General features: G+C 41.3%; 17 protein-coding genes. 11 read left to right on the forward strand and 6 right to left on the reverse strand.

Features of this window, described 5'->3' with window-relative positions:
• Window positions 1-20 precede the first annotated feature (20 nt).
• A complete protein-coding gene (locus D0907_RS19450) occupies window positions 21-380 on the forward strand; it encodes a DUF1294 domain-containing protein (protein ID WP_036972329.1) in 360 nt (119 codons plus the stop codon).
• A 38-nt stretch (window positions 381-418) separates the two neighbouring features.
• On the opposite strand, the gene soxR is transcribed toward D0907_RS19450, so the two are convergent.
• On the reverse strand, window positions 419-880 hold the full coding sequence (gene soxR, locus D0907_RS19455; protein WP_036972328.1) for a redox-sensitive transcriptional activator SoxR: 462 nt from the start codon (window positions 878-880) through the stop codon (window positions 419-421).
• A 77-nt stretch (window positions 881-957) separates the two neighbouring features.
• Between soxR and D0907_RS19460 the strand changes: the two genes are divergently transcribed.
• The 3 genes from D0907_RS19460 to D0907_RS19470 are packed head-to-tail and all read left to right on the forward strand — an operon-like array spanning window position 958 to window position 2,615.
• Complete coding sequence (locus D0907_RS19460) at window positions 958-1,422, forward strand: flavodoxin family protein (protein ID WP_118845177.1); 465 nt, start codon at window positions 958-960, stop codon at window positions 1,420-1,422.
• A 48-nt stretch (window positions 1,423-1,470) separates the two neighbouring features.
• Window positions 1,471-1,995 (forward strand): DsrE family protein, encoded by a 525-nt coding sequence (locus D0907_RS19465; RefSeq protein WP_036972326.1) that lies wholly within the window; start codon window positions 1,471-1,473, stop codon window positions 1,993-1,995.
• Window positions 1,995-2,615, forward strand: coding sequence for a GDSL-type esterase/lipase family protein (locus D0907_RS19470; protein ID WP_118845179.1), 621 nt, complete (start codon window positions 1,995-1,997; stop codon window positions 2,613-2,615). Before D0907_RS19465 ends, D0907_RS19470 begins: the two co-directional genes overlap by 1 nt.
• A gap of 54 nt (window positions 2,616-2,669) precedes the next feature.
• Here D0907_RS19470 and D0907_RS19475 read toward each other — a convergent pair whose 3' ends face one another.
• Complete coding sequence (locus D0907_RS19475; RefSeq protein WP_118845181.1) at window positions 2,670-4,928, reverse strand: TonB-dependent receptor; 2,259 nt, start codon at window positions 4,926-4,928, stop codon at window positions 2,670-2,672.
• A 260-nt stretch (window positions 4,929-5,188) separates the two neighbouring features.
• Between D0907_RS19475 and D0907_RS19480 the strand changes: the two genes are divergently transcribed.
• From D0907_RS19480 to D0907_RS19495, 4 genes are all read left to right on the forward strand, one after another.
• The gene (locus D0907_RS19480; protein ID WP_065978945.1) at window positions 5,189-6,196 is read left to right on the forward strand and encodes a LacI family DNA-binding transcriptional regulator; all 1,008 of its coding nucleotides are present in this window, start codon (window positions 5,189-5,191) and stop codon (window positions 6,194-6,196) included.
• 103 nt (window positions 6,197-6,299) lie between these two features.
• Complete coding sequence (locus D0907_RS19485; RefSeq protein ID WP_118845183.1) at window positions 6,300-7,550, forward strand: MFS transporter; 1,251 nt, start codon at window positions 6,300-6,302, stop codon at window positions 7,548-7,550.
• A 9-nt stretch (window positions 7,551-7,559) separates the two neighbouring features.
• On the forward strand, window positions 7,560-9,068 hold the full coding sequence (locus D0907_RS19490; RefSeq protein WP_118845186.1) for a trehalase family glycosidase: 1,509 nt from the start codon (window positions 7,560-7,562) through the stop codon (window positions 9,066-9,068).
• Window positions 9,069-9,286: 218 nt separating this feature from the next.
• Window positions 9,287-10,492, forward strand: coding sequence for a sugar efflux transporter (locus D0907_RS19495; protein ID WP_244223160.1), 1,206 nt, complete (start codon window positions 9,287-9,289; stop codon window positions 10,490-10,492).
• Between the two features lie 65 nt (window positions 10,493-10,557).
• Here the strand turns inward: D0907_RS19495 and D0907_RS19500 are convergent, their stop codons facing one another.
• Window positions 10,558-12,957, reverse strand: a complete 2,400-nt coding sequence (locus D0907_RS19500; RefSeq protein ID WP_118845188.1) for a TonB-dependent receptor — start codon at window positions 12,955-12,957, stop codon at window positions 10,558-10,560.
• A 152-nt stretch (window positions 12,958-13,109) separates the two neighbouring features.
• Window positions 13,110-14,330: an MFS transporter gene (locus tag D0907_RS19505; RefSeq protein WP_075593199.1), complete on the reverse strand. Its 1,221-nt coding sequence runs from the start codon at window positions 14,328-14,330 to the stop codon at window positions 13,110-13,112.
• A gap of 138 nt (window positions 14,331-14,468) precedes the next feature.
• On the opposite strand from D0907_RS19505, the gene gtfA reads away from it, so the two are divergent.
• Complete coding sequence (gene gtfA, locus D0907_RS19510) at window positions 14,469-15,941, forward strand: sucrose phosphorylase (protein ID WP_074988711.1); 1,473 nt, start codon at window positions 14,469-14,471, stop codon at window positions 15,939-15,941.
• On the opposite strand, the gene D0907_RS19515 is transcribed toward gtfA, so the two are convergent.
• Entirely contained in the window at window positions 15,938-16,969 is a 1,032-nt protein-coding gene (locus tag D0907_RS19515) for a LacI family DNA-binding transcriptional regulator (RefSeq protein WP_036972316.1), read from the reverse strand. The two genes, gtfA and D0907_RS19515, sit on opposite strands and share 4 nt — an antisense overlap.
• Window positions 16,970-17,097: 128 nt before the next feature.
• Between D0907_RS19515 and D0907_RS19520 the strand changes: the two genes are divergently transcribed.
• Window positions 17,098-17,760, forward strand: a complete 663-nt coding sequence (locus D0907_RS19520; protein ID WP_036972315.1) for a YoaK family protein — start codon at window positions 17,098-17,100, stop codon at window positions 17,758-17,760.
• A gap of 1 nt (window position 17,761) precedes the next feature.
• Here the strand turns inward: D0907_RS19520 and D0907_RS19525 are convergent, their stop codons facing one another.
• Window positions 17,762-18,670 carry an AraC family transcriptional regulator gene (locus D0907_RS19525; protein WP_036972314.1) on the reverse strand — a complete coding sequence of 303 codons (909 nt, stop codon included), beginning with the start codon at window positions 18,668-18,670 and terminating at the stop codon, window positions 17,762-17,764.
• A 162-nt stretch (window positions 18,671-18,832) separates the two neighbouring features.
• Between D0907_RS19525 and exaC the strand changes: the two genes are divergently transcribed.
• Window positions 18,833-20,353: an acetaldehyde dehydrogenase ExaC gene (gene exaC / locus D0907_RS19530; RefSeq protein WP_074988712.1), complete on the forward strand. Its 1,521-nt coding sequence runs from the start codon at window positions 18,833-18,835 to the stop codon at window positions 20,351-20,353.
• Window positions 20,354-20,427 lie beyond the last annotated feature (74 nt).

The raw sequence follows: 20,427 nt of genomic DNA on the forward strand, positions 1-20,427 counted from the left end.
TGAGTATAGGCGATAGTTCATTGATTAAGAAAACATTAATTACATTTTCATTGTTGTTTTTAGCTTTGTTATGGCTCGCCTGTTGGCTGTTAAATATGCCATACCTTATCGCTGGGATTTACAGCGGTATAAGCTTAATTAGCTTTTTAGTGTATGGCTGGGATAAACGATTAGCAGTGCAACATGGTGAAGATGTGATCCGTGTACCTGAACGCACATTACACCTCTTAGGTGTGTTTGGCGGCTGGCCTGGATCATTAATTGCGCAACAATGGTTCAGGCATAAATCAAAAAAGCGCAGCTTTATCGCCGTACTGTGGTTAACTATTATCGTTAACTGTAGTGCGCTGTTTTCACTGTATTATTTACAGTTAATTTAAATAGTCAGCGTAGAGAAAGACCATTGGCGTTAAAAACTTTAATCTCTTTCTAACAGCACAGCGCCGCTGTGCTCTTCGCCTAAATAATCGTCTTTGTTGTAGATAGGGCATTTGGCCATTGATAAACAGCCACAGCCGATGCAGCCATTAACGCGTTCGCGTAATCGCTGCATGTATTGAATTTTTTCATCTAATTGAGTTTGCCAGACTTTAGAAAGTGCTGCCCAATCTTGCTTCGTTGGCGTGCGTTGTTCAGGTAGAGTGCTTAATGTTTGCTTGATGTCTTCAAGAGTAATCCCCATGGTTTGCGCTGCTTTAATAACCGCAATTCGGCGCAGTACATCGGGCTTATAGCGGCGTTGATTTCCATTATTTCGCCAGCTGCGAATAAGTCCTTTTGATTCATAAAAATGCAAAGTCGATACTTTTACACCGCTGCGTTTTGCTACAAAGCCAACGGATAGGTTCGCTTCAACAAGTTTTTTCTCACACCCTGACATATTTTACTCCTAAGTATTGACCTAAAGTTAGCTTGAGGTTTTACGCTGCGCCCATCATAAAAAAAGGAGTGACAGTAATGCAACAAAAACCGACTACAAACACGGTAATTATCTATTCAAGTGCCCGAAAACAAGGTAATACAAGTTTGCAAGTAAATGATTATAAAACACAATATGGTGGCGATGTGGTTTGCCTTGATGATTATAGTATCTCGCCATATCGCTATGACAAGCAGTACAAAAATGATGATTTTTATGCGGTGTTCGAGGCGTTATTAGGGTACGAGCATTGGGTACTTGCATCGCCTGTTTACTGGTATAACACGACACCCCAGTTCAAAGCATTTTTAGACCGCATAACCGATTATATGGATGACGAAACACTCAGACCAAAACTAAGAACACTGCGTGAAAAACAGTTTTCACTGTTATCAAATGCAGGCTCTGCCAAAGCGCCGAATGCGTTTATTGACATGTTTAAAAACACCTTTAATTATTTAGGCATGAGCTTTAAAGCACATCAACATATTGAGGCTAGTTAAACGCAGATAAACAGGGTAGGCTAGAGTAAAAAAGTAACAGGATTCTTTATGAAATCAACGCTATTAGGCTTATCGCTTACCTTGTTAACCACGTTTAGCCATGCCGAGCAAACTAAGCCTGCAATTGAAGGTTTTGGTTTTTATTATGATGTACCAAATCATGCGCCTATCGCAGAGCAAGCGACCTTCAAAGTCGTGTTTGATGTGGCTGATGCTGCACAAAAGGGTAAGCAAAATAATAGTATTAACTCGTTAGCACGCTTTATTAATATGCATATTGCCCATGGTGTAAAACCTGAAAATATTCAACTGGCTTTAGTTGTACATGGCGGGGCAAGTGTCGATTTACTCGAGAACAGTTTTTACAAGCAGCGTTTTAATAGCGACAACAAAAACCAGCAATTGATTTCACAATTATTAGCGCATAATACGGTTGTCTATGTATGCGGCCAGTCGGCAACCCATATGAAAGTTAAACAAGAGCAGCTGATCCCCGGTGTACAAATGGCACTATCAGCCATGACAGCGCATGCACTCTTACAGCAACAGGGTTATACCCTGAATCCATTCTAATGAATATTCTCTGTTTTGGTGACTCAAATACGTATGGGATCTCGCCTGTAGATGGCAAGCGTTTCAACGATAATGAGCGCTGGCCAAGTTTGCTGGGCATTAAATTAGGGGCGGGGTATCAGGTTATCGAAGCCGGACAACCTAACCGTACACTGACCAATGAGCCCCCGTTTAGTGGTGATAAATTAGGTGTGAAATATTTAGAACCTTACCTACGAGCCTATCATGTTGATACGCTTATTATTCAACTAGGTACGAACGATTTAAAGCGCCGATTTGCATTGTCGGTTGCTGATATTGCAAACGCACTCGACACGCTAATTATCGAAATAAAAAATCACTATCTGCACCGTGAATTGCCAAAAATTATGGTGTTGAGTCCGCCAAAGATTTACGAGGTAGGGGCTTATCAGTCTATTTATGCAGGGGCGAGTGCTAAAATACCCGTATTGTTAGATGCTTTTTCTAAAGTATGTGGGCATCACGGTTGTGTGTTTTTAGATATTACTGAGAATATAGCGCCATGTAAGAAAGAGGGGTTACATTTAACCGATGAGTCTCATAAACAATTGGCACATAAATTACATTATTTGCTTTGTGAGCAAAAAAGCCACAGGTAATGAAACACTGTGGCTTGGGCTTTAACCTTTTAATCAAGGGTTTGGGAGGTTATTTTAAAATGCGTAACTTACGCTTAAACGTGTAGTGCGAGGCATAATGTAACGACCATTTGGTGCATCAGCATTGCGGGGATCCCCCTCAGTGATGCCTTGTTCATCTGTTAAATTATCTACGGCTAATTGTATTTTTATACCTTCCATCGGCTCTACAATTAAACCTAGGTCAACTTTTTCGTAGCCTTCTAACACAACGGTATTTTCGTTGTTGCCGAAGCGGTCATCAACTGCTGATATTGTGCCGTATAGCGTTGCATACATGCCACTTACTTCAAAGTCATAGCTTGGTGTTACACGCACTTGCCATTTGGGCTGACGCTGGCTCTCGTTACCTTCATTGCTGGGGCTTTCAGTGATCTCAGTTTCTTGAAGAGTAGAGTTTAAGTTGACTGAGAAACCAGACTCGTGGTTATAGTTGTAATCAAGCTCAATACCGTATGCTTCGTTCGTTAAGATTTCAGCGGGAACACCTGGGCGACGAACAAACGTGTCACCTTTTACTTCATTGGTGAAAAGAGTTGCATAGAAATCAGTGCTATCAGTCAGTAACTTATAACCGAACTCTGCTTGGGTTACCTCTTTTATTAACTTTTCTCCTCCCTCGTAAGCTCCAAAGTTATCACGAAAATCATCGAAGTAAGGCATTTTGTAACCACGGTTCACGCGCGCAAATACACCCATATCGTCGTTAATTGAGTAATTTATGCCAGTTGTCCATGACGTTTTGCTTTCGTCATATTGCACGGTTTTGTTGATCACACCATCTAGCCCCTCATCAACACTGTATTCAACTTCATGGTTTTCAAAGCGAATACCCGCATCAAGTGTAAATGCTTCATTAAGTGTAAACTGAGCAGTGGTGTAGAAAGCATTGGTGCGTGCATCACCTGTTGAGTTTATGTCGTAATTAAAATCACAACCTTCAACACTTGCATTACACGCTATTCCATCTAGCATTTCGCCGCCAGCTTCAAGCACATGATAAGCAGTATTACCCAAGCTCCACCAATCATTGGCTGAAGTATTTGCTGTGTAGTAGCCAAATGCAGTAGAAAGATCACCAAACTTTTTAGAAAAAGCTAAGTCATTAGTAAATGAGCTAATCTCTTTTAAAACGACCCAGCGACCGAGTTGTTGTATAGGGGTGTCTGCGTCATACACCGTGCCTGTTGCCGCTCCCGTTGCAAATTCACCATTATCGGCAACGTCAGCAACAGTTGTTGCCGAGCCACTCGGTACTAAACCGTAGGTGTTTGCATCACCTTTGGTGATATTAAAGCGATCTGTGAAGTTCCAGCCGTTGTCAAATTCAAGTTTGATGCTACCGCCCGATACATGACCTTTCCAACCCCGACCATCACCAATATCTACTTGATGTGCTTCGTTATTGGGTCCTGTGTATATAATCGCTTGGCGATTAAGAGTGCCTAGCTGCGTGTATTTGGCGTCAATGCCATCAACATTAAGAGGTGTTGGTAAGTACCATGCACCGTGGTCATCAGTTTGGCGTGTATATACATTGATTTCGCCTTTTTCCAGCACTTTTGTGATGTTAATAGTGAATTGGTTACCTTTTTCTGAAGTAAAACCTGCGTCACGAATACCTGGCGAGCTTTTTACATAACCACCCACCATGAAATATAAATCATCAGAAATTTCACCACTTATGACTGCATCAACTCTTTGTAAATCGTAGTCTGATGTTGTGTATTTGAACATACCTTCGGTATCTTCATGACCTCGCTTAAGACGAAAGTTAGTGGTTAGGCCAGGCTGTCCATTCGATACAACAGGGTTTGGACCGCCACGCAATGCCTCCATTGTTTCAATGGTTTCGTCGATACGAAATAACGACGAGTTCTCAAGGAATGACAAGGTTGGAGCTGGGTAAATAGGTGAACCACCAAGGCTTAAGGTTAAAAATGGCGCATCACCCCCTCCAGGAAAACCACGCACAAATACGTTTGCACCAGACTCACCACCCGAGCTTTCTACCCACACACCAGGTACTGCTTTAAATAAATCTGCCGTGCTTTTTGGTGATAGTTTAATTATTTGCTCTGCATCAATATTTGTAACTGCATAGCCAGCATCAATTTTACGTACGCCTACACCCGCAGGTGTGCCTGATACAACAATGCGTTCTACTTTTTCTTTTGTTTGTTTTTCAGTTTGTTCCGCAGCCATTGCAGTTTGGCCACTAATTGCAAACAGTATAGCGCAGGCAACTGCACTGCGAGTGTGTGTTGTTGTCATTGTGTGTTCCCATTTTTTGTATTGTTGAATCCACAGCACTAACAGTATTTATGGAAATGTTAATGCGATGCTTTTTTAAACCTTAGAATGTTATGCAAACGTTTGCAATTATTTTTTGCAAGTTTTGCTTTATTTTTGAACACAGAGTCTGTTTGTTGATGTATCTATTGAAAAAATATTATCTATAGCCGCGCAGCGATTTATGCTAAATAATGATATATTGAACACTCAAGTAATAAGGAAGGCAGTGTTTTAACATCATGAACGATAGAAAATTAAAGTTAGCTGATCTTGCTAAGTTAGCGGGTGTATCTACGTCGACAGTATCCCGTGCGTTAAATGATAACCCTTTGATTAAAAAGGAAACTCGTGACAAGCTTCAGCAACTAGCTAAAAAGCATAACTTTAGTTTAAATACTGCCGCTAGTCGTTTACGTACGCAAAAAACGAATGTTGTTGCAGTCATAATCAACCTTGATGGCGATACCGAACAATCTATCAATGACCCTTTTTTACTAAAAGTTGTCGGCGAGATTAATCTTGCACTTAATAATCACGGCTTAGAATTGTTGCTATCAAATTCATTTATGGCTAATGATGATTGGGCTAATTATTTCATTAATAGTCGTCGTGCTGATGGAATTATTGTTGTAGGACAAGGTAAAAGCCAAGTAAACATTGAAGCTGCAGCACGAGCTGGTGTGCCTCTAGTTGTTTGGGGTGACCCAAAAACACCCAGTAATTACCCTATAGTGGGCAGCGATAACTACTTGGGCGGGCGTCTTGCTACGGAACACTTGCTCGAAAAGGGGGCTAAGAACATCTTATTCTTAGGGGATCCTGATCATGCCGAAATAGGTGAGCGATATCGGGGTTATATGGATGCACTTAATGCTGCTAAAGCAATACCGCACGTGGTTTCTATTGATATTACGAGTAGTGCAGCTTACAAAGGGATAAACCAATTATTGGTTGAAAAAGGGCTATGCTTTGATGGCATTATGGCGTGTAGTGATATGGTGGCATTAGGTGCAATGAAAGCACTAAAAGAGCGTTATATTAGTATTCCTACCGATGTTGCCCTCGTTGGTTTTGACGATATTGCAATGGCAGATATTAGCCACCCTTCGCTTTCTAGTGTTAAACAAAACACGCAACGAGCCTCTGTTATCTTGGTTGAAAAATTATTAGCACAGCTCGCTGGTCAAAAAGTAGAATCTCAAGTTATTGAAATTGAATTAATTAATAGGCAATCAAGCCAACGTTAGCCAACTTTTATACTTATATATCGCTTTATTTTGATTTTGCAAACGTTTGCATTTTATTTTGCACTAAACTAGACTGAATAAAAATAATCACAGGCTAGAGCGAATGACCCCAATAAGAATAACGATTGCATTGGCATGCAGCTATTTTGTGTTTGCTATTATGCTCAATAGTGTCGGCACTGTTATTTTACAGGCAATAAACAGTTTAGATGTCAGTAAAACAAACGCATCAGTTTTAGAAGGATACAAGGATCTCACAATCGCGATTGTGTCTTTTGTTGTGGCGTCATTCATTCCACGATTAGGCTACAAAGTCGCGATGCTAGGTGCGTTAATATTAGTGGCTATGCTCTGTTTAATTGTACCGAGCATTGCAGAGTTTTGGGCTTTAAAAGCACTATTTGCAGCGATTGGGTGTAGTTTTGCAGTAATGAAAATTGCTGTTTACTCTGTTATTGGTCAAGTAACAGACACTGCAAATAAACATTCAGCGTTACTAAACACTATCGAAGGTATTTTTATGCTGGGGGTGTTATCGGGTTACTGGATTTTTGCTCTCTTTATTGATGCTAATAACCCGCAAAGTAGTCACTGGTTAAATGTGTATTATCTGCTAGCACTTATTATTGCTATTGCAGTGTTAGCCGTAGCCACAGCCCCCATAAAATCGCCGCCACGTCGTAATCAATCGCAGTCTCAAGTGCACGCATTTATTGACATGCTACAGCTCACTTATCAGCCTTTGGTGCTTATTTTCATTGTGAGTGCTTTTTTATATGTTTTAGTTGAGCAGGGGGTTGGAACCTGGCTACCCACTTTTAATAATCAAGTGTTAAAACTCCCTGTTGATGTCAGTATTCAGCTTGCCAGTTTATTTGCCGCCGCCTTAGCACTCGGTAGGTTAGTCGCTGGGCAATTATTGCGTTTTATTGGTTGGTTTAAATTATTACTGAGTTGTTTAATTGCTATGGCGGTACTGGTGTTATTGATTTTACCGCTAACACACGATGTTGATGGCAGTAAAATAAGCAGTGTGTTTGATGTGCCTTTTGCCGCGTATATGTTGCCCTTGATTGGCTTTTTTATGGCGCCTATCTACCCATTACTTAATTCTGTGATGTTAAGTTCATTAGCTAAACACCAGCATGCAGCAATGACAGGGTTAATTGTTGTTTTCTCAGCACTTGGGGGGACAACTGGCTCGATTATTACAGGCTTTGTGTTTGATAAATTTAGCGGCCAGCACGCCTTCTACCTAACTCTTGTTCCTATTGCTTTATTACTAGTCAGTGTCGCAATTTTCAAAAAATTAACGTTAAAACCGCAGTATCTAGCAGCGTCTAACGCCTGCTAAAGGATGATTATGAGCTTTGTAAACAGCCAATTATTTAATGATGTTCAGCTGGCAGAAGTGTTTGCTGATTCAAAGATGTTCGCCGATGCTATACCGTATCAATCATGGCAAGTTGCTTGTGATCGTTATCAACAGATAGGCCCATTAAAAGGTGAGGAATTACATGCGTTTGTAATGACACATTTTACGTTCGCCGACCAAACTCTGCCATCTGCTAAGTTAGATTCTCTTTCAGTGAAGCAGTATATTGCAGATCTTTGGCCCCACTTACACCGTGCTGCAGATACTAATGAATCAAGTTCATTGTTACCGCTTAACTATGACTACATTGTCCCGGGCGGGCGTTTTCAGGAAATTTACTATTGGGATAGTTACTTTACAGCGCTTGGCTTAGAAGATATTGGTGACTTAGCTACAATTGAAGCAATGGTAAATAACTTTATTGATTTGCAAAATCGCATTGGTTGTATTCCCAATGGCAATAGAAGTTACTACAGTTCTCGCTCTCAACCACCGGTTCTAGCGTTAATGATACATATGCTGTGGCAAGCAAAGTACCGACAAAATGCTGATTTTGTTTGGTTAGCAAAGGGGGTGACCGCACTTGAATTAGAGTATCAGTTTTGGATGCGTGATCGTGACAAGCTTTCATCAGAACATTTGGTTTCTAAGCGTGTGGTGCGAATGCCTAATGGTGCTTATTTGAATCGCTATTGGGATAGCGCTGCCACTCCTCGCCCTGAGTCATTAAAAGAAGATTTACATGACGCTAAAACGCTTGGTTCTAATCAGCAGCGAAACTACTTTCAACATATTCGAGCAGCCTGTGAATCGGGCTGGGATTTTAGCAGTCGTTGGCTTAAACACGGTGATGATTTAACAAGTATAGAAACGAGCAATATTCTCCCCGTTGATTTGAATAGCTTACTGTATAATTTGGAGAAGACGCTTGCGCATTATCATGACTTATTAGGGCAACATCAACAGAGTGAATATTATATTGATTTTGCAGCGCGACGTTTAAATGCGATAAATGAGTATTGTTGGAATGAGTCAGCAGGCGTATACAGAGATTTTAATATTCGATTAAAACGCCAAAACCAAGTGGACTCTTTAGCGATGGCTGTGCCTTTATTTGTTGGTGCTGCATCTAAACAGCAAGCCGCACATGTAAAGCAAAAATTGATGAATGAGTTTTTAAAATCGGGTGGTTTAGTTACCACGTTATGTACAACATCACAGCAGTGGGATAGCCCAAATGGCTGGGCACCGTTGCAGTGGTTTGCAGTAAAAGGACTGATTGATTATGGCTACCACAACGACGCTCAAACAATAATGAAACAGTGGTTAAACATGATTGAAATGCGCTTTGCTGAAGATAAATGTTTGCTCGAAAAGTACAATGTGTGTGATTTAGTAAGCCGTGCTGGTGGCGGGGAATACTCCGTACAGCAAGGCTTTGGTTGGACAAATGGAGTAACGTCTCGATTTTACACTTTGTTAGCTAATAATACGTAATACAAGGGGCTTAACGAAACGATGGTTATGTAGTAATTTCGTGAGCGTGCTCTTTAGTAACAGTCGTTCTTTATTCAATAATGTGGCTATAAGGTTCTTAATTTATTTGTAATACAAAATGAAATTCACCTAAAAGCCATGTATAATTTGCGCCCTTTAAATAACCTCTTTGGCTTGTGTAACGTCATAGTGGGTTTTTCATTATATGGGGTCTTTTCGTGAAAACGTTGCTCAAGCAGCATGGTGTTATTTTTATTCTTCTCAGTATGTTAACAGGCTTAATGGGCGCGTTTGTAAACCCATTAATGAGTTTGTTTATTGTTGAAGGCCTTAATTCGCCCCCTATATATTTAGGTGTTTACATGGTTGCGGTTACCTTAACGGGTATAGTGATTAGCCAATGGCTGGGCGGTTTGGCTGATAAAGGCACAAGCGCACGTTCACTGTTTATGGTGGCTGTTTCAGGAATGGTGTGTGCGCTCATTACATTTGCCAATGCAACTGCATTTTGGCAAGTAATGCTTGCTGGAGTGCTGTTTTTAGCAATGGGTAATGCTGCAATACCGCAAATGATGACAGTCGCTAGGCAATGGGCAGCTCGACAAGATAACATTGATATAACAAGCTTTAATTCGCGTCTGCGTGCTGCCATTTCATTTGCTTGGGTCGGTGGGCCGCCCCTAGGTTATTTGTTAGCGTCGGGTGGGCAATTTAGTTTGTCTTTTTATTTTGCTGCTGGGTGTGCATTACTCGCACTCATTTTTGCTTTTCTATTTATTCCAGACTACAACAACAAAAAGCGCACCGGCCTTGGTGAGCAAGCACCAGTGACCCCCAGTTCGTTTTGGTGTTTAGGTTTAGCCATTATGTTGGGTTCTACAGGCAACATAATGTATTCCTCAGCGCTGCCTCTTTACAGTATTAATGAACTGGGTTTTGCACAGCACACACCAGGCATATTTATGGGGGTGGTGGCTTTTTTAGAAATTCCAATTATGTTGTATAGCGCTAAACTTGCTAGAACACACAATAAAATAACATTGCTTGCAGGGGCTTTTTGCTGTGCGATCGTGTTTTATGTCGGTGTATTTTTTGCCTTTGAAGTATGGCACTTAATCGCTTTGCAACTGTTAAATGGTGTGTTTTACGGTATTTTTGCGGGGATTGGTTTAACGGTTTTACAAGACCAATTACCAGATCGTATTGGCTTTACATCTGCATTTTATACCAATGCAATTAAGCTCGGGGTAATGTGCGGGGCGGGTGCTACAGGTATTATTGCACAGTTTTATAGCTTCCGGTTTGCAACACTTGGCTCCATTACAACCGCATTGTTTGCTATGTTATGCCTAGCGCTTTTTAGGTTGCTGAAACAAAAAGAAGCGCAGACCGAAAAGCGGTTTGTTGAACACTCAGCAATTTAGTTAAGCGTCATGGTATTAAACTGAAAAAGCCCAGTAAATACTGGGCTAAAACAAGGGAGTGTTTATTAATTAAATAAATATTTTAATGTTAGTGATGTTGTACGGCCATTGATTGTACGAGCACGAATAATGTCGTTATCAGGCACTGACCCTTCTTCTGCTTCGGTAATACCCACTGTATCAAATAGGTTATTTACATTTAGCGATAAGTTTAAGTTTTCAGATAAGTCATAGCTTACAAAGCCATTTACTTGCGTGTATCCATCAAACTTCAGGTCGTTATTATCTTGTGCGTACGCATCCGTTGTGCCGATAAAGCTTAAGCCAGCAGAACCTTTATCAAAGTTATAACGCGCCATTAAAGAGTAAATTAGATCTGCTTGGCGACGCGGTGTATTACCAACAAGTTCTGGCGAAAGCGCGTCTTTTGCAATTTCGGCATCAGTCCAAGTTAAATTACCACGGAAATCCCATGCATCGATAAAGTAAGTCGATTCAATCTCAATCCCTTTAGCCTCGTATTCGCGGTCAAAGAACTTTTGTGATGTTGCTTCAAAGTTTTGCTCTTCAGTTTCAGCATAGAAAGCAGTTGCAAAGATTGACAGTGAATCAAAACGTTTTTTAACACCGATTTCGAACTGGTTTACTTCATCAATCGCGTCTTCTTTTGCAACTGAACCATCAGCTTGAACCTTACCAAATAGTAGACGGTCAGCATTCGCACGTCCGCCTTTGCTCAGGCGGGCAAAAGTCGCAAAACTTGGATCAATTTGATAGTTCGCACCGACAGAATATGAGCTGTAATTCCAGTCATAGTTAACGATGCCTGGGTTTGCGTTATCGATACCCGCTACATTTTGTTCTGGAATCGAAATAACGCCGTCATTATTCATATCGACAGTAGATGTTACAGCGCCGGCATAGTTACCACGAGCTTCACCGCTGTCATAACGAGCGCTTGCGTCAATACTTAAATCACCGAATTTGGTAGCAACGTTTATATAAGGAGCACGTGTTTCGTACTCGGTATCGTAATTACGTTGGCAGCAATTTCCCCAATAGGGTGTCCCGTATGCGTATAACCCGTTTTCTGAGTAATTGTCGCCATTGGCTGCTACCACATCAAGCAGGGCTGCATTATCGCCTTTAAGCTCCATAACATATGAGTTCCAAAGCCACGACATGTCAATTGACTGGCTAGATGCAAAGTAACCAAAAGTAACACTGGTGTCATCAGAGAATGACTTCGTTAGTTTTAGGTCATTAACGATAGAGCCCATGTCGTTAAGCGTTACATCAAATGTGTGGATACGCATGGCCAGATTATCACCATAGTTTTGACCAGCTGAGCCACCATTAGCATAAATCAGTGATGCACCGTCGCCTGCAATGCTTGAAGCGATTGAGCTTGCGCTGGCAACTTCGGCAGGAATAAGAGAAATAAAGTTACCGCTAACAGATGATTTTCTAAAGCGATTTTCAATACGCCAATCGTTTTCTAAATCGAATGCAGCTTCAAACCCTAGCGATGTTACTTCAGGGTTCATACCATTTGTCATGTCACCGGTGCTAATTTGGTTATCACCATTTAGGCGCAAGGTTTGTGTAAATAATGCTGAATGTGGTGTGTCTGATTGTGCGTCAAAGCCTGGAATTGAGTCGCCATTTGAATACATTGGCATTGGCAGGTAACCCACGCTTTTATCATCTAAGTGCTTAAAGTATACACGCACGTACCCTGTATCAAACTCTTTGGTTAGGTTAGCCTTGATTTGACCGCCTTTGTTTGATGTGTAGCCAGTTTCTCGCGGACCTTCACCTTGGCGAATAAAACCACCAATATGATAGCGAACACTGTCACTTAGATAAGTACCGTATTCAAAGTCTGTGCGAATAGAGTCGTAATCAAGGCCCACTGTCGTTGACACGCTGCCTGACTCATTTTCACCTGTTTTAGAAATAAAGTTAATAATACCGCCAGGGGCGTCACTTGCAGCGGTAGAGGCTGAGCCACCACGGATAGATTCAACGCTTTGTACGGTAGAATCTAAGCGCATGAAAATGTCTGCGTTACCAAAGGCAATATCGCCAAACTGCATAACGGGTAAGCCATCTTCTTGTAGTTGTAAGAACTTAGCACCCCCCGATGCGACAGGTAAGCCGCGAACTGCGATATTTGCATTACCTTCGCCACCCGTTGATTCAGAGCGCACACCCGGAATGGTTCTAAATGCTTCTGCTGTTGAGCGAGGTGTTGATACTTCAATTTCAGCCAATGAAACACTGCTGACCGAAGAGCTAGATGCCATGATGGTTGTGCGGCGGGGTACACCCGTCACAACAATTGTTTCAAGGCCTGTTTTTTTTGCTTCCTGCGGTGCTTGTTGCTCTTCAGCATACAGATTGTGGCTGATAGCAAGCGCTAAGGCGCTTAGAGTGTATAGGGCGTGTTTGTGTGTTGTCATAATGTGCCTCATCTCAATCCAAAGGTGACTTTGTTGTCTTAAAATTTAATCTTAATCGATTAAGTTAAGATAGCAATTAATTTACATAGTGCAAGTATTTTTAAACAAAAAGTTGCACGTTTTCTATTCAAACGTTGATTTTAAATAACTTTTTAATGGCTCAACGCGCTGTGTTGAGTTAAAGCGTGCTCTGCAGGGTTGCGTAAATAGTTATAGAGCATGGCTAAAAATAGTAAACATGCGAACCCTGTCGCTAAGTAAAAGCCATAGCGGATATGCCCGAAGTAATCACTGATCATGCCCATTAAAAGGGGGGCTGCGGCGGCTGATAGGGCGGTAAAGAATAAAATAACGCCAGCCACAGCTCCATGCTGCTGCACTGCAAAACATGAAATTCCCTTAGAGTTTAAAGTAGGGTAGATCATTGACATAAACAGGCCTGATAGTGGTAATAAAAACACAGCCCACTCAACGCCGCCTAAAATTAGCCCTATGTAACACAGTGCTATTCCTAAGCTTAAGTACAGCATTACTGCTTGCCAGCTAAAATGATTTAATAACCACACTGCCATAAAGCGCCCTGCGGCACGCAAAATAAAGAACAATGTAAGTGCATAGGTCGCTAACAATTGCCATGGACCCTGATAGTCACCTAAAAGTGTCGGCATCCAAACGTAAATCGCCACCTCGGTTGCAACATAAAGTGCAATCGCTAGCGAAAATCCTAGTGCGTATGGGTTTTTCATCATTTCCATGGTTGTCGAAAGTGAGGCTGGCTTTGCATGCTTGTCTTGCTTTTTAGGTTTAGGGTAGTCAGCTCGCCAAGCGGTAATAGTGAGTATTAAGCACATTATACCCGCGATAAGGTATAGATAGGTCCAACTGACTTTCTGGGTGATTAAAAAGCTAACTAACGCAGGGCCGACAATGGCGCCAACACCAAAGAAACCTTCGACTAAATTCATTGTTTTGGTGTGTTCTAAATTATTTTTAGAAATATCACCTAATAAAGCCAGTGCACCTGTTTTAAATAAGCCTATAGCAAGGCCAATACAGCTTAACAACAGGACAAACACCATGAAACTACTGCTCACTGCAAATAAAAAGCAGCTAATTGTAAACAAACCCAGTCCTAGCATAATTGTTTGTTTACGGCCTAAACTGTCGGCAAGAAAACCTAAAAACAGTCCGCTAAACGCAATTAAAGCCATCGGTGCATAATGAAAAGCACTGGCTTGCGTCATACTGAGATCAAATTCTTTAATAAGCTCTGGAATGATCATACCGACGGCATCTGATGTCATAGCAAACATAAAAAACATCATATATGTCAGCCATCTAATCGTTTGCAAAGGATCGTGTGTTCTATTCATGGTTGTATCCTCACATGAAGGCTTGCGCCTTTACTATGTATCTTAGTGTATAAAAGTTATAAAAACTGCTTGAATAATTTGCTGTCGTGGTTAAAGATATAACTTAATCGATTAAGTTTCAACTTGGTATTAACAATTATGATCAACAATAAAGTGCAATTAATCACCTACGCAGACCGGATTACTGGTCAAGGTATTGATGAATTAAGTAATTTATTAAATGGCCCACTTAAAGATGTGTTTGCAGGTGTACACTTATTGCCATTTTATAACCCGATTGACGGCAGTGATGCTGGTTTTGATCCCATTGATCATAGTGAAGTGGATTCACGCCTTGGCAGTTGGCAAGACATTCAAGCATTAGGTGCAAATTATGACTTAATGGCTGACCTAATCGTCAATCATGTGTCTGCTCAGTCATATCAATTTAAAGATGTATTAGCGAAAGGCAAAGAGTCTGAATTTTGGGATTTGTTCTTAACCAAAGACGATGTTTTCCCAAATGGAATGTCTGAAACAGAACAAAAAGCCATTTATCGTCCACGCCCTGGTAGCTGTTTCACACCTATTAAGTGTGGTGACGGTAATACGTATGACTTTTGGACCACGTTTACCGATAACCAAATTGATATAAATGTTAAGTCATTAGCAGGTATTGAATACTTAAATAATGTATTAACTAAGTTTTCAGAAAACAACGTCAATATCATTCGTTTAGACGCTGCAGGCTATGCAATTAAACAAGCTGGCACAAACTGCTTTATGCTCGATGAAACGTTTGCTTATTTAGACAAGTTGTCTGCTCAGGCAAATGATTTAGGCATGGAAACCATTGCTGAAATCCACAGCCATTATCAAACACAGGTTGAAGTCGCTAAACGTGTCAATATGGTATATGACTTTGCTCTTCCACCTTTGATTTTACATAGTTTATTCAGTAACAACGCTGATGCACTCGTAGACTGGTTGGCTATTTCACCGCGTAATTGTTTAACCGTGCTTGATACACATGACGGTATTGGCATTATTGATGCGGGTCCAATGGGTGAAAAGCCAGGGCTATTAGATGCTGAACAAATTGATAATCTTGTTGAAACGATACATGAAAAAAGCAAGGGTCAAAGTCGCTTAGCAACCGGTGCGGCTGCAAGTAATGTTGACTTGTATCAAGTGAATTGTACTTATTACAACGCACTTGGCGCAGACGATTTTGATTATTTACTCGCACGTGCCATACAGTTTTTTGCGCCGGGTATTCCACAGGTTTACTATGGCGGATTATTTGCGTGTGAAAATGACATGGATTTATTGGCTAACACCAATGTAGGCCGTGATATTAATCGCCCATATCTGAGCGCGGCTGATATTGATAAAGCACTCGCTAAACCGGTTGTTAACGGACTGATCAAACTGATTAAGCTGCGTAACGAACATCCTGCATTTAATGGTGAGTTTAATGTTAAAGGCGAAGGCACTAGTTGCTGTTTAAACTGGCATAAAGATGAAAGTTCAATTGAACTTAAAGTGAATTTCGCCAGCCGAGAAGTCCTCATTATTGATCAGCATGATAATGAGCAAGTTTTAATTTCTCTGGCTGACTTTATCGCTTAACCGCTTTGGCCTATTTGCAGCTGGTAGTCAATCTGCGCTACTTGCTGTTCTTTTGATAAAAATAAGGTCGCTGCTAAGCGGCCTTTTTCTTCGCTATTTTGATGTACTGTTGTGAGTTTTGGCACAAATCGCTGGCCTTCATCGATACCATCAAACCCGACAATTCTGACATCGTTTGGAATAGAAAGCCCCATTTTGATAGCCTCACGCATGGCTGCTAAAGCAATTAAATCACTCATGCATAACAAGACATTAGGTCGGGGAGTGCTGCTTAATGCCTCTTTAGCTGCAATACTGGCGAAGCGTTCACTGCTTTCAGGAATATTCCACGTTCTATCATCGCTAAGTGTGACGCCCGCTTCGTTAATCGCTTGGTGATAACCCCGCAAACGTTGGTGCGCGATAGATTGCCCTGCTTCAAACTCGTGATGTTCATATACTCGGCACAACACATTATCATTAAGGAGTCTGAGCCCTAAAATTGCCACCCGATCATCACTATTTTCGAGGGCATGCATGGCAATATCAAAACTTGCTTGTTGATTATTCACATTGACCGATGCTTCACGGCCAATGTCAAAGTCTACAGTAACGACATGTTTTGGTACTTTTTTTAACTGTTCGACTAGCTGTTTATTTCGGGGTCTACCATAACAAATAAAGCCGTCAACAAAGTCAACGACGCTGTTAAGGTTGTCGCTGTTGCCAGAAAATAACAGCAAGTTAATGCCATTTTTCTCGAGTACCGATGACACACCGCGCATAAAACTACTCGCCACTGGATCTGACACCATATACTCAACGCTATCAGGTAGCACTAAGGCAACAATATTAAAGGTGCCACGGCGCAATGATTGCGCGGCTTTATTTGGCCCGAAATACCCGAGTTTTTTACACGCTGCTAAGATTTCTTCTCGGCGTGCTTTCGACAGTTGATCTGGACGATTAAACGCATTTGATACGGTGGCATTTGAAACCCCTAATTCATTGGCAATACTTTTTAAGGTCCAGCTTTTAGGTTTTGACATGGTGGCAACTTAATCGATTTACTTATCAGTAAATTACCATAGAAAGACCCGAAAAAAAGTGTTTTTAACGATAAAAATAAGCGTAACATACAGATTAACTGACTTTTTGTTTACGAAGGTGATGAGGTTTGATTTCAAAATTACCAAAATGGGTAGAAGTTGGCGCATTGATCCTTGCGTTAGTCGCGGGGTTTGTCAATGCGATTGGGTTGCTTAGTTTTGAACATCAGGCAGTCTCGCATTTATCGGGTACGGCGACCTTACTTGGTGTAGGTATGATTAAGGGCAGTGTATTGGGTCTTGTACATGTGCTCGGCGTGCTTGTGTCTTTTTTAGTCGGATCATGCATTGCTGGTTTTTTACTGAACAGCTCGGCATTAAAGTTAGGGCGTCATTACGACACCGCGCTATTTATTGAAGCTTTTTTATTATTGGGAGCGTTATGGTTGTTGTCAGAGGGGTCTGGCTATGGGCACTTTTTGGCTTCGGCGGCGTGTGGTTTGCAAAACGCACTAGCGACCACTTACAGTGGAGCTATTGTTCGTACGACCCATGTTACGGGAATTTTTACTGATTTAGGTATTATGTTTGGGCGCTTTTTTCGGGGGGAGCCGTTAGATAAACGAAAAGCTAAACTGTTTTTGCTGATCATCGCAGGTTTTATCATCGGCGGCTGTTTAGGGGCCTGGTTTTTTATCCAGTTTGCCTTTTTAGCTTTGCTGGTGCCGAGTACGATTTGTATTTTGTTGGCTGTGACTTACCGAGTATATTCGCACCGTATTACAGAGTAACTTAATGGCTGGCAATGCTTTTAGGTGTTGCCCCAAAGGTTTGTTTAAACAGCCTGCTAAAGTGACTAAGGTTATTAAAACCAAGTTGATAACACACACTACTAATAGACTCACCTTTTTCTAAGCGTTTATAAGCCTTTTGTAATCGCAGCTGCTGTTGCCAAAGTGCGGGAGTAGAGCCAAAGGCTAGCTTAAATTGTTGATAAAATTTACTGCGACTCATACAGGCAATTTTACACAGTACATCAATGTCGATAGTGTGCGCTAAATGTTGCTCAATATACTGGATAACATGGCTTAGTGGTGTTGCAAGCTTGCCCTGTTTGCAACTCGCAATCATTAAATCACGGCTTTGTTGTTGTAATAGTCGAGTGATAAGTTCATTCAGTGAAAGATCGATTAAGTAGTCTCTGTGCTGCTCATTTTCACTAAATAAATTGATCATGCGTTCGAGTAGTTGTTGGGTTTGAATGTTGTGCTCTGCATGGACTAACTTAGGCTCATAATGAAAAAAATCATCATGGCTAATTTGCTGCTCAACATTCAATGCATCAACCACTTGGCTAATTTTGTCGGTACTAATTTCAATAGCTAAACAGGTCGTAGGCTGATTAAGAGATGCGTTTGGAAAATCAATTAATACCCCTTGCTTTGGCGCTAGTACAAACGACTGGTGTGGTAAAAACTCTTTGTGGTAGTCACTGTCGGCAACATGCATAATTTTTTTACCGCTGATCATGCCGCAAAATAATAGTTCGCTGGAATGCAGCGCGACTTTTTGTGCATCAAGGTAGGTGTCGTAAATGCTTAATTCGGCATGCTCACCGGCAAAACTTACCTTATTTTCAATTAGCACATCAATACGTTGGCGTTTTTTATCTAAGCGACTGTTGATTAGTGATGTGTTCATTGTTACCTCGTGTTTTCCCTTAAATTTGGACAAATAGTCAAAAAATCTGGACTGGGAATCAAATGTGTTTTGTTGAACTAGGCTAACTTCACTAGTTAGCGGTTAAATAAACAATAACCTACCGCCTAAATAAAATACAACAATTTGAAGAGAGAACACATTATGATCTATGCAAATCCAGGCAGTGAAGGTGCCAAAGTTAGTTTTAAAGCGCAATATGAGAACTATATTGGAGGCCAGTGGGTCGCCCCTGTTAACGGTGAATACTTTGACAATATTAGCCCAGTAAACGGTAAGGTATTTTGTAAAGTACCTCGTTCAAGTAAAGAAGACATAGAACTTGCACTTGATAAAGCCCACGACGCAAAAGCAGCATGGGGCACAACATCGGTGACAGAGCGTAGTAATATTTTGTTAAAAATTGCGGACCGTATTGAGCAAAACCTCGAAATGCTCGCAGTGGCTGAAACGTGGGATAATGGTAAAGCTATTCGCGAAACCCTTGCTGCAGATGTTCCACTAGCGGCGGATCACTTTCGCTATTTTGCGGGGTGTGTGCGTGCTCAAGAAGGATCAATTGGTGAAATTGATGAAACCACAGTAGCGTATCATTTTCATGAGCCTTTAGGGGTTGTCGGGCAGATTATTCCATGGAACTTTCCACTATTAATGGCTGCGTGGAAACTCGCTCCAGCACTTGCGGCGGGCAACTGTGTTGTTTTAAAACCTGCCGAGCAAACACCCGCATCAATCCTTGTTTTGCTCGAAGTGATTGGTGATTTATTACCAGCAGGTGTATTAAATGTAGTGAATGGCTATGGTAAAGAAGCGGGTGAAGCGCTGGCAACCAGCACACGTATTGCGAAAATTGCTTTTACTGGATCAACGCCTGTGGGTTCACATATTTTAAAATGCGCCGCCGAGAACATTATTCCTTCGACTGTAGAGCTCGGTGGTAAATCGCCCAACATTTTCTTTAATGATGTGATGGAAAAAGATGATGCATTTTTAAGTAAAGCCATTGAAGGGGCTGTACTTGCTTACTTTAACCAAGGTGAGGTGTGTACATGCCCATCACGTTTGTTTATCCAAGAAGATATTTACGAGCAATTTATTGAACGTGTACTGGCGCGCACATTACAAATTAAACGGGGTAACCCGCTTGATACCGAGACCATGGTAGGGGCGCAAGCATCACAAGCGCAGTTTGATAAAATTTTAAGCTATATTGAAATTGGTAAAAAGGAAGGCGCCGAAGTACTTACCGGTGGTGAAGTAGAGCAGTTATCAGACGAGCTTAACGGGGGCTATTATATTCAGCCAACGCTATTAAAAGGCACCAATGATATGCGTGTATTCCAAGAGGAGATTTTTGGACCAGTGATTTCTATGTCTACTTTTAAAGATGAAGATGAAGCATTAGCGCTGGCCAATAGTTCTGAATTTGGTTTAGGAGCTGGTGTTTGGAGCCGAAATATGAACCGGGCTTATCATTTTGGCCGCAAGATTGAAGCTGGCCGTGTTTGGACAAATTGTTATCACATGTACCCGGCACATGCGGCATTTGGTGGGTATAAAAAGTCAGGGATTGGTCGCGAAACACATAAGTTAGCGCTTGACCACTACCAACAAACTAAAAATCTATTAGTAAGTTACAGTGAAAATCCACTGGGCTTCTTTTAAAAGCAATTTCTTATTGTTGTCGAAACTACCCAAACGCCACTTTAGTTAGTGGCGTTTTTTTATCTATTTGTAAT

Source organism: Pseudoalteromonas lipolytica, from assembly GCF_003515105.1.
Taxonomy (GTDB): domain Bacteria; phylum Pseudomonadota; class Gammaproteobacteria; order Enterobacterales; family Alteromonadaceae; genus Pseudoalteromonas; species Pseudoalteromonas lipolytica.

Excerpts from the sequence above, each read along its gene's own strand:
- D0907_RS19505 (WP_075593199.1), bottom strand. The coding sequence starts at position 14,330 with ATGAATAGAACACACGATCCTTTGCAAACGATTAGATGGCTGACATAT.
- D0907_RS19460 (WP_118845177.1), top strand. The coding sequence starts at position 958 with ATGCAACAAAAACCGACTACAAACACGGTAATTATCTATTCAAGTGCC.
- D0907_RS19525 (WP_036972314.1), bottom strand. The coding sequence starts at position 18,670 with ATGAACACATCACTAATCAACAGTCGCTTAGATAAAAAACGCCAACGT.
- D0907_RS19470 (WP_118845179.1), top strand. The coding sequence starts at position 1,995 with ATGAATATTCTCTGTTTTGGTGACTCAAATACGTATGGGATCTCGCCT.
- soxR (WP_036972328.1), bottom strand. The coding sequence starts at position 880 with ATGTCAGGGTGTGAGAAAAAACTTGTTGAAGCGAACCTATCCGTTGGC.
- exaC (WP_074988712.1), top strand. The coding sequence starts at position 18,833 with ATGATCTATGCAAATCCAGGCAGTGAAGGTGCCAAAGTTAGTTTTAAA.
- D0907_RS19465 (WP_036972326.1), top strand. The coding sequence starts at position 1,471 with ATGAAATCAACGCTATTAGGCTTATCGCTTACCTTGTTAACCACGTTT.
- D0907_RS19475 (WP_118845181.1), bottom strand. The coding sequence starts at position 4,928 with ATGACAACAACACACACTCGCAGTGCAGTTGCCTGCGCTATACTGTTT.
- D0907_RS19490 (WP_118845186.1), top strand. The coding sequence starts at position 7,560 with ATGAGCTTTGTAAACAGCCAATTATTTAATGATGTTCAGCTGGCAGAA.
- D0907_RS19515 (WP_036972316.1), bottom strand. The coding sequence starts at position 16,969 with ATGTCAAAACCTAAAAGCTGGACCTTAAAAAGTATTGCCAATGAATTA.
- D0907_RS19500 (WP_118845188.1), bottom strand. The coding sequence starts at position 12,957 with ATGACAACACACAAACACGCCCTATACACTCTAAGCGCCTTAGCGCTT.
- gtfA (WP_074988711.1), top strand. The coding sequence starts at position 14,469 with ATGATCAACAATAAAGTGCAATTAATCACCTACGCAGACCGGATTACT.
- D0907_RS19485 (WP_118845183.1), top strand. The coding sequence starts at position 6,300 with ATGACCCCAATAAGAATAACGATTGCATTGGCATGCAGCTATTTTGTG.
- D0907_RS19480 (WP_065978945.1), top strand. The coding sequence starts at position 5,189 with ATGAACGATAGAAAATTAAAGTTAGCTGATCTTGCTAAGTTAGCGGGT.